We start from the raw sequence: 12,579 nt of genomic DNA on the forward strand, positions 1-12,579 counted from the left end.
GCTCAGTACCCGCTGATCCGGGCCACGAAGTACCCGGCGACGATCACCGAGCCCACGACGATGAAACTGAGCCAGACATAGGGGTGTTCCCACATCCCGCCATCGGGCTTCTCCTGGTGCGCTTCGGCGATGGAGCCCTCGACGGGCGGGGTCTCGCCTGGGGGTACGAGTGGATGTGTCATACCTCAACGGTCCGTCCGATGGAGGGGCGCCGCATCTTCGTGGCGGACCCGGGGCGGCCCCTTGCGCAAGTCGTTGACATGACCCTGCCCTGTAGCTAGCTTCACGGACAGTTCTCGTCCGCGCCCCCAGGTGCTCGCGGCCCAGGGGTCCCGTCCGTGCGTTCGCATCGCCAGGCGCCCCATCCGGACGCCGCGACAACGTTGTCCAACTCGACTTCCGCTCAAGTGTCGCGCCTCGCAGGAAGACAACGTTGTCAGTCTTCAGCTCCCGCTCCCGAGTAGAGGAGAAACCCCGTGACACGACTGTCGAGACCTCCCGGAACGGCCGCGATCGGCTTATTCGCGGCCGCGGCACTGGCCATGACCGGGCTGTGCGCACCCGCGTGGGCGGCCGGCGAAGCCGCGCTCGTCGCGTCGCCTGCCACCGTGGTCAACCCGTTCATCGGCACGTCGAACGAGGCCAACGACTTTCCCGGGGCCGATGTGCCGTTCGGCATGGTGCAGTGGAGCCCCGACACGACGTCGCGGCCCCCCGGTGGCGGCTACGAGTACAACGACTCGTCCATCACCGGCTTCAGCCTCACCCACATCGCCGGTCCCGGCTGCGGCGCGGCCGGCGACGTACCGGTGCTGCCCACGGTCGGCACGGTCAACACCGGCGCCACGGACGCGTTCTCGCACGCCAACGAGTCGGCGTCCGCGGGTTCGTACAAGGTCGCGCTCAACAACCAGGTGACCACCGAACTGACCACCACGACACGCAGCGGGATGGCACGCTTCACGTTCCCCTCGACCAGCCAGGCCAACCTGATCTTCAAACTCACGGGCAGTCAGAACGGCGCCTCGTCGACGCAGTTCACCAAGGTCTCGAACACCGAGGTGAGCGGACAGGTCACCAGCGGGCGCTTCTGCGGCGCGGGCAACACGTACACCGTGTACTTCGACATGGTCTTCGACCAGCCGTTCGCCTCGCAGGGAAGCTCGGTCGCCAAGACGTCGGCCGCCACCCCCGCCAAGCCCCGCACGGCGTCCAAGAACGCGGCCGAGAAGCCCAACAAGCCCGTGCTCCACGGCAGGATGCCCACCGCCGCGGCCCCGAAGACCGCCAAGGACAGCGCCTCACCGGAAGCCGCCGCCTCGAACGGCTACGTCACCTTCAACACCACGAGCAACCCGGTGGTGCAGGCCAAGGTCGGCGTCTCCTACGTCTCGGTGGCCAACGCGGCGGCCAACCGGGCCGCGGAGAACACGGGGTGGGACTTCAACGCGACCCGCACCGCCGCCCAGGACGCCTGGAACAGCGCACTGGGCAAGATACAGATCGCGGGCGGAACAGCCGCACAGCAACAGACCTTCTACACCGCGCTCTACCACTCGCTGCTGCACCCGAACGTCATCAGCGACACCAACGGCCAGTACTACGGATTCGACGGCAGGACCCACACCGTGGACGCCGGCCACAAGGCGGCCTACGCGAACTACTCCGGCTGGGACATCTACCGTTCGCAGGCACAGCTCGAGGCCCTGGTGGCGCCCCAAGTCGCCTCGGACACGGCACAGTCGATGGTCGACGACTACGCCCAGACCGGGATCTTCCCCAAGTGGTCGGAGAACAACGGCGAGTCCTACGTGATGGTCGGCGACCCGGCGGACGCCATCATCGCCGACTACTACGCCTTCGGCGCGCGGGACTTCGACACCGCGACCGCTCTCGCCGACATGGTCAGACAGGCGAGCACGACCAACAACGACCGACCGGGCCTCAACTACCTGAACTCACCCGGATACATGCCGCACGACGGCAGCTACGGCTGCTGCAACTTCTACGGCCCCGTGGCCACCACGCTGGAGTACAACACCGCCGACTTCGCGCTCTCCGCGATGGCCGGGGCGCTCGGCGACACCGGCAACCAGAAGACGTACGCGAATCGGGCCCAAGGCTGGCGCAACGTGCTCAACCCGGCCTCCGGCTTCGTCGAGCCGCGCAACGCGAGCGGCTCCTGGACCGGCGGCTTCGATCCCACCAGCGGCACCGACATGGTCGAGGCGGACTCCTGGATCTACACCGGGATGATTCCCTTCAACATCGCGGGCCTCGCGCGCGCCAAGGGCGGCAACACGGCGATGAGCCACTACCTGGACACCGTGCTGCGCAGCTACACGGGCGACAACGGCTACGCGTGGGTCGGCAACGAACCCAGCATCGAACTGCCGTGGGAGTACGACTACATCGGGCAGCCCTACAAGACCCAGGGCACCGTACGGGCGATCCAGCAGCAGATCTGGGCGAACACCCCCGGCGGGCTGGCCGACGGCAACGACGACCTCGGAGCGATGAGCGCGTGGTACGTGTGGTCCGCGCTCGGCATGTTCCCCGAGACTCCCGGAACCGCCGATCTCGCCCTCGGTTCCCCCCTGTTCACCCAGGCCGTGATCACGCTGCCGTCGGGCAGGACGCTGACGATCAATGGCAACGGTGCCGCCGACAACGCCCCCTACGTCCAGTCCGCGACGTGGAACGGCTCCGCCTGGAACAACGCCTACGCCCCCACGTCGGCGATCACCGCCGGCGGCACCCTGACCTACACGCTCGGCACCAGCGCCAACACCTCCTGGGCGACGGCCGCGTCCGCCGCCCCGCCCTCCTACGCCGGTGACACCACCGCCCCGGCCGCACCCCGAATCGGGCCCATCACCTCGGCGGTGGCGTCGAACCTGTGCGTGGACGACGCGAGTTCCTCCACCACCGACGGCAGCCACGTCCAGATCTGGACCTGCAACAGCACCTACGCCCAGGACTGGATCGTGGCCGGCGACGGAACGGTCCGGACCCTCGGCAAATGCCTGGACGTCGACCACAGCGGGACCACCAACGGCACCCTCATCCAGCTCTGGACGTGCAACGGCACCGGCGCCCAGCAATGGACCGCGGGCGCCAACGGCTCCCTGATCAACCCCCAGTCCAAGCTGTGCCTGGACGACCCCAACTCCACGACGACGACCGGCACCCAACTCCAGCTCTACACCTGCAACGGCACGGCCGCCCAGAACTGGAAACCGCCGGCCTGACCTACCGGCACGATCCCCCGGCACCGCCGAGCGACCCGGCGCGTGATGCCCGTATGCCCCGGCCACCTGGCCGGGACATACGGGCACGCGCACCAAGGACTCCCGACAAACGCACTGGGCTCGACCTGGTCGGAGGCCGGTGTCGTGCACGAGGCCGGCGAGTGGCGGTGCGGGACGCGGTCACCCGCGTCGTCGCACGCGAAAACCCGGCGACGTCGGCGATCGTCCCCGGGATACTGGTCGCCCATGGATGAGGTCGAAGTCGTCGTCGCCCATTCCGAGCGCGCCACTCTGCGCGTCGGCGACGTGTTCTTGAAGGTGGACGCCGATCAGGCGCGCATCGACATCGAGGTCGAGGTGATGGCCCTGGCGCCGGTCCCGACCCCGAAGGTCCTGTGGCGCAAACCGCCGGTGCTCGCGATCGCCGCACTCCCGGGGACGACGCTCGGGCGCCTCGGCGGGCCGTCGACCGGGTCACCGGCGGAGTGGGCCGCGGCGGGCGCCGCCATCCGGAAGCTGCACGAAGCGCCCCTGCCGCCCCTGCCGGGCCGGGCAGGCCGGAGCATCGACGCGCTGGCGGCGGAACTCGACGACGAGTGCGCGTCGCTCGTGACGAACGGTGTCCTGCCCGCCGACCTGGTCACCCGCAACCGTCAGGTCGCCGAGGCCGCGCTCCGGCCGTGGACTCCGGCGTTCACGCACGGCGATCTGCAGATCGCGCACGTCTTCGTCGACGGCGGCGAGGTCACCGGCATCATCGACTGGTCCGAGGCGGGCCCGGGTGACGCCCTGTACGACCTCGCCACGTTCACGCTCGGACACGAGGAGCACCTCGGCGACGTCATCGCCGGCTATGGCACCGACGTCGACCTCGACGTGATCCACGCGTGGTGGTCGTTGCGAAGCCTGCTGGTGGTTCGCTGGCTGACCGAGCACGGCTTCGACCCCTTCGCGCCGGGCTGTGAGGTCGACGTGTTGAGATCCCGGATGTGAGGCTGCCCGGGCCCGACGGCGACGTACGCGTTCCGACGCATCGAGCAGGCCACCCCCTGGGGCGATCGCCCGCCCTGTGTCTCATGTGGGCGATACGAGTGTCTCCTTTTGCGTGGAGTCGGTCCGCGTCTGCTCAGCACGCTGATGGCGTAGCGCCCAGCGAACGGCGGGTGGTGCTGCCAGACCTGTCAGTGCGAACAGGGCTCCTACGACGTACCACCCGGGGCGGCCCCAGGTGATGCACAGCGAAATGAGCAACGCCGGCCCGAGGCCCTCGGCCAGTCCGGTGCCCAGACCGAATACGCCCAGGTACTGGCCGGTGGCGTGCCGTGGGGCGAGAGCGAAGGACACCTCGAACGCGGCGGCGGAGTGCCACAGCTCGCCGACGGTGTGGATCACCACCGCGCTGAGCAGCACTGTCGCGGCTGCCCACCCGGGTATGCCGGCGGACAGGGAGATCAGTGAACAGGAGACGAGAAAGGCGACGCCCGCACGGCGGTAGGCGTGTCCGCCGGCCGTGGGGGAGTCCACGTTGCGGCTGGCCCGCACCTGGAGCGCCACGACCATGAGGGTGCCGGTGAGCATGGTGCCCGAGATGAGCCAGTGCGGGGCCGTGGTGGCGCCGACCAGCCAGAGGGGGATGGCCACGGTGAGCACCTTGAACTGGATGGCCATGACCCCGTCAAGTGCGGTGAGCAGCAGGTAGGGGCGGTCTCTGAGAGCGATCCAGCGAGGACCGCCGGTCGTGGCCAGGGGCGTGACCGGCGGCAGCGCGATGAGGAACGCCGCGGAGACCACGAAGGAGATGGCGTTGCCGATGACCATGAGCTGATAGGCCGTGAGCGTGCCGGCCTGGACGACCAGCCCCGCTCCCACGGCACCGAGCGAGACACCTACATTGGTCACCGCGCGGAGATAGGCGCGGAACTCCTGCGGCCGGTCGCCTCCGAAGTGCCTGATGAGCGGACTGTGGGCGGCTTTCCCGGCCGCCTTGGCTCCGGCGGCCGTGGTGACCGCGAGAAGGAACGACCAGAAGCCGTCCACCAGCACGAAGCCGGCCGTGGCCAGCGCCTGGACCACCAGGGTGGATGCGTAGACGCCGCGTGCTCCGTGGCGGTCCGCCAGATGACCGACCCCGACACCCAGGGCGAGGGCGACAAGGCCGGCGGCGCCGAGTCCGAGTCCCACCTGACTCGCCGGAAGATGAACGGCCTCCGTGAAGTACAGCACCCCGGCGATCAGATACAGGCCGCTGCCAACGGTATATACGAGGTTCGAGGCCGCGAGGACGCGCTGCGGTCCGGCGGTGGGCATCAGGCGGGGCATGGCGCGGCTCCACGTCACAGACGGCCGGTAAGGACCCCGCAAGCTTGTTGCATATTACTTGCAATAGCAAGAGACTTGCGGGCCGAGGCCGGGAGAGGGAGGCGGGTGCGCCCTCCCCCGGCCGTGGGGCCTGCCGGCCATGGGGCTTGCGGTCAGCGGCCGGAGAGTTCCTCACGCACCTCGCGGGCGGCGGCGACCAGGTTCTCCAGCGAGGCGCGGGTCTCCGGCCAGCCGCGCGTCTTCAGGCCGCAGTCGGGGTTGACCCACAGCCGCTCGGCGGGGATGGCCTTCAGCCCGGTGCGCAGCAGTTCGGCGGCCTCCTCTCTGCTCGGTACGCGTGGGGAGTGGATGTCGTACACGCCGGGCCCGGCCTCGCGCGGATATCCGTGCGCGGCGAGTTCGCGGGCGACCTGCATGTGCGAACGGGCGGCCTCAAGGCTGATGACGTCGGCGTCGAGGTCGTCGATGGCCTGGACGATGTCCCCGAACTCGGCGTAGCACATGTGGGTGTGGATCTGGGTGTCCGGCCGTACGCCGCCGGTGGTCAGCCGGAACGCCTCGGTCGCCCACGCGAGGTACGCAGGGCGATCGGCCGCCCGCAGCGGCAGGGTCTCGCGCAGGGCCGGCTCGTCGACCTGGATCACCGAAGTCCCGGCCGCCTCCAGGTCGTTGACCTCGTCCCGCAGAGCGAGGGCGACTTGGCGGGCGGTGTCGCCGAGGGGCTGGTCGTCGCGGACGAAGGACCAGGCGAGCATGGTGACCGGGCCGGTGAGCATGCCCTTCACCGGCCGGGAGGTGAGCGACTGGGCGTACGCCGTCCAGCGCACGGTCATCGGTTCGGGGCGGGAGATGTCACCGGCCAGGATCGGTGGCCGGACGTAGCGCGTGCCGTAGGACTGCACCCAACCGTGCTGCGTGGCCAGGTATCCCGTCATCTGTTCGGCGAAGTACTGGACCATGTCGTTGCGTTCGGACTCGCCGTGCACGAGGACGTCCAGGCCGGCCTTCTCCTGGAAGGAGATGACCTCCTGGATCTCCGTCCTGATGCGGTCCTCGTAGCCGGCGGCGTCGATGCGTCCCGTACGCAGGTCGGCACGGGCGGTGCGCAGTTCGCCGGTCTGCGGGAAGGAGCCGATCGTGGTGGTCGGCAGCAGGGGCAGGCCGAGACGGGCGCGCTGGGCCGCCGCCCGCCCGGCATAGGGCTGGGAGCGGCGGCCGTCGGCATCCGTGACGGCTGTGATGCGGGCCCGGACCGCGGGGTCGTACGTGATCGGCGAGTTCATCCGCGAGGCCACATCGGCTCGGTTCGCGGCGAGTTCGCCCGTGATCGCGTCGGTGCCGAGGCCAAGTCCCTTGGCGAGGGTGACGATCTCGGCGGTCTTCTGCCGTGCGAAGGCGAGCCAGCGCAGGAGTTGCGGGTCGATGTCCAGTTCGGCGGTCGCGTCGAGCGGGACGTGGAGCAGGGAGCAGGACGCCGACACGTCGACCCGGTCGGCGAGACCCAGCAGGGTGCCGAGGGTGGCCAGGGACTTGGCCAGGTCGTTGATCCAGATGTTGCGGCCGTTGACGACACCGGCGACAAGTCGCTTGCCGGGCAGGCCGCCCACGGCCGCGAGGGCGTCGAGGTTGGCGGCCCCGGCGTCGGTGAAGTCCAGGGCGAGTCCGTCGACGGGGGCCTTGGCCAGCACCGGCAGGGCGTCGCCGAGCCGGTCGAAGTAGGAGGCGACCAGAAGCTTCGGCCGGTCGGTGAGGGAGCCGAGAGCGTCGTAGGCGCGGGCGGCGGCGTCCAGTTCGGCCGAGGTGCGGTCCTGGACGAGGGCGGGCTCGTCGAGCTGAATCCACTCGGCTCCGGCCGCGCGCAGGTCGGCGAGGACCTCGGCGTACACCGGCAGCAGTCGGTCCAGCAGGGTGAGCGGCTCGAAGTCCGCGGGCACGCCCGGGGCGGGCTTGGCGAGCAGCAGGTAGGTGACCGGGCCGACCAGCACCGGGCGGGCGCCGAGCCCGAGGGCAAGGGCCTCGTTCAGCTCGGCGACCTGCTTGGTGGAGTCGGCCACGAAGACGGTGTCCGGTCCCAACTCGGGCACCAGATAGTGGTAGTTGGTGTCGAACCACTTGGTCATCTCCAGCGGCGCGACATCCTGCGTGCCGCGGGCCATGGCGAAGTAGCCCTCCAGGGCGTCCGCCTCACGGGCGGCCTGGTGGCGGGTGGGGATCGCGCCGACCATGACGGTGGTGTCCAGGACGTGGTCGTAGTACGAGAAGTCGCCGGTCGGAACCTCGTCGATGCCGGCTGCGGCGAGCCGGCGCCAGTTGGCGGCGCGCAGGTCGGCGGCGGCGCGGTGGAGGGCGTCGGCGGTGACGCGGCCCTTCCAGTAGCCCTCGATCGCCTTCTTCAGTTCCCGGTCGGGTCCTTGGCGGGGGTAGCCGTGCACGGTGGCCCGTGCTGCCGCGGTCGCGGACTTCGCTGTCACGGAAATCTCCTTCGCGAGATATCTCCCTGGGATCCCGGTAACGGGACGCGAGCGCGAAGGGGTGACGAACCGGGCGGAAGCGACCACGCGCGGCGCGGCGCGGTCTTCCGTCCGATATGTACGCCGACCCGCCCACGAGGTCACCGGGATATCCGCGCACGAGTGTTTTCGCGCGCGGGCAACGGGCAGGTCTTCGGACTCACGGGCACGTCTCCTCGTACACACTTCGTACGAGCCATACGAGACACCTATTGGCCGTCGCTTCCCAGGCCCTGTTCGTCGGGTCCAGTGCGTATGACGGCGGTCGTTCCCGCTCACCGCTGCGGGGCAGTCCCGGATTCCCACCGGGTTCCCTCTTGCGACGCATCCCGCCTGGCGGACGGGGCGAACCAGCTGCACCGCCCAGCCTAGGGCAATCCACCCGCGCGGCCGATCACATCCGGCGTTCGGATGGCGAGGTGGGACACGGAGTGGGGCCCTGGGACGCGGCGACAGCGGAGGGGCGGGAAGCGCCTCACAGCGAGCTTGAGCGGGCCCATCGGATGGGCGCAGCCCCGCTCCATTCCGGTGTCGATGTCGGCCGCGGTGGCGAAGCCCGACTCCGCCATCCGGACGGCCGCCAGCAGATACGGAATCAGCAGGGCGTTGACGACGAAGCCGGCCCGGTCCCGTGAACGGATCACCGTCTTGCCGAGCGTGCCCGTGACGAAGCCCTCGACAGCGGTCACGGTCTCCGGTGAGGTGTGCAAGGAAGCCACGACCTCCACCAGCGGAAGCACTGGCACCGGATTGAAGAAAATGCAGTCCCACCACGCGGTCGGCGCGACTGGTGGCCATGCCGAGACGCATCACCGGCAAGGAGGAGGTGTTCGTCGCGAAGACCGCCTCCGGATCCTCGACGATCTTGTCGAGGGCGGCGAACACCTCTGTCTTGGCGTCGGCGTTCTCGATGACCGCCTCGACGACGAGCTGCCGGTCTGCCAGGTCGTCCAGACTGCCCGTGAAGACGATGCGGGCGAGGGTGTCCCGCGCCGCGTGCGGCTCCAACTTGCCTCGCTGTACGGCCCGGTCGAGGGAGGCGGCCACCCGTTCGCGGGCCGCGTGGGCGGCCGTCGCGTCGGCCTCGCAGACCACCGTGTCCAGCCCGGCCCGCGCGCAGACCTCGGCGATCCCGGCGCCCATTTGGCCGCCGCCGACCACACCCACGCGCATGAAGCGGGCACTCATGATCGGGCCTCCGCGTGGCACACGAGGTGCCCGGAGTAGGCGTCCGGAGTGAAGAAGAGCGGCAACTCGCCGCTGAGGGCGGTGCGTTCGAAGAGGCCGCGTACCTCGTAGAGGTCCGCCCACGGGTACTCGGCGCCGAGCGCGGCGAGTTCCTCCTCGAGCAGGTCGAGCACGGTCAGCCGGTCGATCACCCGGTGCCGCAGCCATTGCCAGATCTGCACGCGGGCGATCTCGGCGGTCGTCGCGTCCTCCATGAGGCCGTACAGGGCGACGCTGTGTTCACACAGCTCGTAGACCACGGCGGCCGAAGAGGTCCGCTACGAAATCGAACGCCTCACCGACCGCTACGGCCTCGGCTATGAAACCGTCTGCCACCGCCTGTCCACCTTCCAGCGCCCCCGCCTGCGCGGCGTCCCCTTCTCCTTCGTCCGCGTAGACCGCACCGGGAACATGTCCAAACGGCAGTCCGCCACCGGCTTCCACTTCTCCCGGGCCGGCGGCACCTGCCCTCTTTGGAACGTGTACGAGGCGTTCGCCGCGCCCGGTCGCATCCACGTCCAGATCGCCGAAATGCCCGACGGGCAGCGCTACTTGTGGACCGCGCGGGTGATCACCCGCCACCGCGGCGGCTGGGGCGAGCCCGACAAGACCTTCGCCATCGGCCTCGGCTGCGAGATCCGCCACGCCCACCGGCTCGTCTACTCCGACGGCATCGACCTCACCAACGCCTCCGCCGCCACCCCCATCGGCATGGGCTGGCGCGGCTGCGAACGCCTCGACTGCCCGCAGCGCGCGGCACGGCCCCTCGGCCGGCCCCTGCGAATCGACCAGAACACCAGCACGTTCGTCCCGTACCCCGTGACCGATCGCTCGAACTGACCGTACGAGGGGCCTGATGGCCTCCTCGGATCACCCCATGAGCTTGAAGTCCCGCTCCGTCGTGGTGAGTTCCTGGTTGCCGCGGGTCAGGTCGCGGGCTTCGAAGAGGTGGGTGCGCGCCTCCCCTCGAATGCGCTGCATCGACGGGCTGCGTCGACGACCCGCGCGGAGAGGCCGGACGCCCAGCCTTAGCCGTGTCCCACACAACGCGCCAGCCCTCGCAATGACCGGTGCAAGAGGCCACTTGGAGAGGGAAAACGCAACTTCGACAGGGCCCGCAGAGGCAGCTACCTTCACCTGGTCCTCGGCGATCGCCCACGGTCGCACAGGAGTTGCTTGAGGCTGAGCCACCCGCGGGTCCACTCCGGGCACCCCCGACCAGGGAGAGACGCATGCCCCATCTTGCTCTGTACACATTCGGCGTCCTGAAGTCACCTCTCGCCGATCCCGCACCTCTCACGCGCGAGTTCTACGCCATCGGTGAGGCCGTCTACCGGAAGATCAGTCAGCACCCCGGATACCTCGCGCGTGCCGAAGCGGCGGACGGTGACCGGGGCGTGCTCTTCGAGGCGGACTGGGGTGCATGGGGAGAGTTCGCCGTACCGACCTGGTACGGCAAGGGCCATACGGTGGAAACCACCGCCCTGGCCGCGACCCTCTCACTCTGGACCGACCTGCGCTCCGCCTTCGACGCCGTCTACACCGGGCTCCACCGTGAGGCGCTGAACAGGCGATACGACTGGTTCGAGAGGTCAGGACACCCGAATTACGTGTCCTGGTGGGTCTCCGACGGCGTGATACCCACCTGGCAGGACGGGGTCTCCAGGCTGGAACACCTCCACGATCACGGCTCCGCGCCGCACGCCTTCACCTTCCACGACTCGTTCGCCCCGGACGGAACTCCGACCAGGATCAAAGCCATCGGACCGCAGAGCGACCAGGTTCGCTGACAGGGAAGCCGAACGACTGGGTTCGCTGTCACACGCCTCGATGGAGACGCCCCTCGACCGCGCGTGCGGCTTCTACCCGCGCTGAACGCCCGGCCGACACCGGGGCGGCGAAAAGCCTGGTGTGCGGGGCCGACGGAACCGGGTAACGTCTCCGTCATGTTCTTCCAGACGCCGATTTACGAGTGAGAGCGTGACGGGCCCCTGCCGGCGTCCTCCGACGTCGCCGCGCCCGTCCCCCACCGTTGAATCCGTAGATCACTTCACATCAATCCGGGAGAACCCGTGAGCAAGAACATCAACAACCCCGTGGGCATGGGCGGCGGCAAGCGCAAGAAGCTGTCCCGCGCCGAACGGCAGAACAACGGTCCGCACCGCAACCTCGACCGCCAGGCTGCCGCCGACCAGAAGGCGGAGCTGGTGCGCAAGATGCGAGAGAAGGCAGGCGCATCCGAGGATGCCGGACAGACGGGCGACGACACCGCACAGAGCTGACGCACCGCCGCCGCAGGGCGGCACCGCACGGGGCAGGGCCCGGACCGCGACACGCGGTCCGGGCCCTGCGCCCGTATCGGGGCTCTGCTGCCGTACCGGGCCGCCCGGACCGGCGTGATGACCGGCACCGCGGTGCGTTGAGCGACCGCCGATGCCCGGAAGCAGGGCCGCCGGCTCAAGACAGTGCCCGACAGTGATGTCGCGGGCCGTTGTTTTGCACCCGCGTAAACCCCTGCGGCCGGTTCGAGCCGGACATGGATTCCCGCCTCGACCGCGCCGTTGTGCCGTGAGCCTAGGTGGCCTGACCTGAATCGTCGGTCAGAGCAGCCGCGGTCAAGGTGAGGTGCTGGACCAGGACCGCCGCTGCGGTGTCGGCGTCGCGGGCCAGCGCCGCCTCCTCCAGCCTGCGGTGTTCCTCGGCGCCGTCCCGGTCGGGGTTGCGGTGCGCCGACCAACGGCGGGCCAGCTCGCTCGCGGTCCACATCCGGTCGAAGGTCTCCAGCAGTGCGCGGTTGCCACACCCCTCCAGCAACGTACGGTGGAAGGCCCTGTGCGCCTCGGCCCAAGCCTCGGTGTAGTACTCGCCGTTCTCCGGCACGTACGCCGGAGTGCGCACCAGGCGATGGTGCGCGGCCCGCACTCGGGCCTCCCAGTCGACGTCACCGCGCTCGATGGACATGCGCAGGACGACCGGTTCGACGGTCCGGCGGGCTTCCGCGATCTCCTGCCAGCGGCGGTCGGAGAAGGACGGGACCGCGAAACCGCGGTTGGGAAGCCGGTCGGCCAGCCCCTCGCCGACCACCCGCACGAGCGCCTCGCGCACCACGGCCAGGCTCACGCCCTGCTCCTTGGCAAGATCCTGCGGCTTGAGGGGGGTTCCGGGGGAGTGGTCCCCGCGCATGATCGCGTCCCGCAGGTGTGCGTAGACCTGTTCGGAGAGCATCTGCTTCCCCGGCGGGGTCGAGGGGGGCGCCGTCTGAGTCATGAGCC

Annotated in this window: 8 protein-coding genes, 3 pseudogenes and 1 riboswitch; of the genes and pseudogenes, 5 read left to right on the top strand and 6 right to left on the bottom strand. The window is 69.6% G+C overall.

What is annotated here, in order from left to right:
- Positions 1 to 2: 2 nt before the first annotated feature.
- Positions 3 to 182, bottom strand: coding sequence for a DUF6480 family protein (locus ACWEBX_RS00080; RefSeq protein WP_384790144.1), 180 nt, complete (start codon positions 180 to 182; stop codon positions 3 to 5).
- A 360-nt stretch (positions 183 to 542) separates the two neighbouring features.
- Here ACWEBX_RS00080 and ACWEBX_RS00085 point away from each other — a divergent pair, with 360 nt between their 5' ends.
- Positions 543 to 3,251, top strand: coding sequence for a lectin (locus ACWEBX_RS00085; RefSeq protein WP_451882630.1), 2,709 nt, complete (start codon positions 543 to 545; stop codon positions 3,249 to 3,251).
- A gap of 246 nt (positions 3,252 to 3,497) precedes the next feature.
- A complete protein-coding gene (locus ACWEBX_RS00090) occupies positions 3,498 to 4,244 on the top strand; it encodes a phosphotransferase family protein (protein ID WP_451882631.1) in 747 nt (248 codons plus the stop codon).
- 81 nt (positions 4,245 to 4,325) lie between these two features.
- Here the strand turns inward: ACWEBX_RS00090 and ACWEBX_RS00095 are convergent, their stop codons facing one another.
- The 4 genes and pseudogenes from ACWEBX_RS00095 to ACWEBX_RS00110 form a co-directional block, all read right to left on the bottom strand.
- Complete coding sequence (locus ACWEBX_RS00095) at positions 4,326 to 5,570, bottom strand: MFS transporter (protein ID WP_451882632.1); 1,245 nt, start codon at positions 5,568 to 5,570, stop codon at positions 4,326 to 4,328.
- A 152-nt stretch (positions 5,571 to 5,722) separates the two neighbouring features.
- A complete protein-coding gene (gene metE / locus ACWEBX_RS00100) occupies positions 5,723 to 8,041 on the bottom strand; it encodes a 5-methyltetrahydropteroyltriglutamate--homocysteine S-methyltransferase (protein ID WP_451882633.1) in 2,319 nt (772 codons plus the stop codon).
- A 167-nt stretch (positions 8,042 to 8,208) separates the two neighbouring features.
- A riboswitch (cobalamin riboswitch) is annotated at positions 8,209 to 8,451 on the bottom strand.
- Positions 8,452 to 8,559: 108 nt separating this feature from the next.
- A pseudogene (locus tag ACWEBX_RS00105) lies at positions 8,560 to 9,268 on the bottom strand (3-hydroxybutyryl-CoA dehydrogenase); the annotation flags it as partial.
- Positions 9,265 to 9,543 (bottom strand): annotated as a pseudogene (locus ACWEBX_RS00110) (malate synthase A); the annotation flags it as partial. The pseudogenes ACWEBX_RS00105 and ACWEBX_RS00110, both read right to left, overlap by 4 nt.
- A 22-nt stretch (positions 9,544 to 9,565) precedes the next feature.
- Between ACWEBX_RS00110 and ACWEBX_RS00115 the strand changes: the two are divergent.
- The 3 genes and pseudogenes from ACWEBX_RS00115 to ACWEBX_RS00125 all read left to right on the top strand — a co-directional run.
- Positions 9,566 to 10,147: pseudogene (locus tag ACWEBX_RS00115) on the top strand (short-chain fatty acyl-CoA regulator family protein); the annotation flags it as partial.
- Between the two features lie 392 nt (positions 10,148 to 10,539).
- Positions 10,540 to 11,097: a DUF3291 domain-containing protein gene (locus ACWEBX_RS00120; RefSeq protein WP_451882634.1), complete on the top strand. Its 558-nt coding sequence runs from the start codon at positions 10,540 to 10,542 to the stop codon at positions 11,095 to 11,097.
- Between the two features lie 282 nt (positions 11,098 to 11,379).
- The gene (locus tag ACWEBX_RS00125) at positions 11,380 to 11,589 is read left to right on the top strand and encodes a DUF6243 family protein (protein WP_451882635.1); all 210 of its coding nucleotides are present in this window, start codon (positions 11,380 to 11,382) and stop codon (positions 11,587 to 11,589) included.
- 292 nt (positions 11,590 to 11,881) lie between these two features.
- Here ACWEBX_RS00125 and ACWEBX_RS00130 read toward each other — a convergent pair whose 3' ends face one another.
- Complete coding sequence (locus tag ACWEBX_RS00130; RefSeq protein WP_451882636.1) at positions 11,882 to 12,574, bottom strand: GntR family transcriptional regulator; 693 nt, start codon at positions 12,572 to 12,574, stop codon at positions 11,882 to 11,884.
- Between the last annotated feature and the right edge of the window lie 5 nt (positions 12,575 to 12,579).

The organism is Streptomyces sp. NPDC005070, from assembly GCF_053600395.1.

What these genes read in the sequence shown, in the direction of transcription:
- ACWEBX_RS00120 (WP_451882634.1), top strand. Translation starts at nt 10,540, where the DNA reads ATGCCCCATCTTGCTCTGTACACATTCGGCGTCCTGAAGTCACCTCTC.
- ACWEBX_RS00085 (WP_451882630.1), top strand. Translation starts at nt 543, where the DNA reads ATGACCGGGCTGTGCGCACCCGCGTGGGCGGCCGGCGAAGCCGCGCTC.
- ACWEBX_RS00080 (WP_384790144.1), bottom strand. Translation starts at nt 182, where the DNA reads ATGACACATCCACTCGTACCCCCAGGCGAGACCCCGCCCGTCGAGGGC.
- ACWEBX_RS00090 (WP_451882631.1), top strand. Translation starts at nt 3,498, where the DNA reads ATGGATGAGGTCGAAGTCGTCGTCGCCCATTCCGAGCGCGCCACTCTG.
- ACWEBX_RS00095 (WP_451882632.1), bottom strand. Translation starts at nt 5,570, where the DNA reads ATGCCCCGCCTGATGCCCACCGCCGGACCGCAGCGCGTCCTCGCGGCC.
- ACWEBX_RS00130 (WP_451882636.1), bottom strand. Translation starts at nt 12,574, where the DNA reads ATGACTCAGACGGCGCCCCCCTCGACCCCGCCGGGGAAGCAGATGCTC.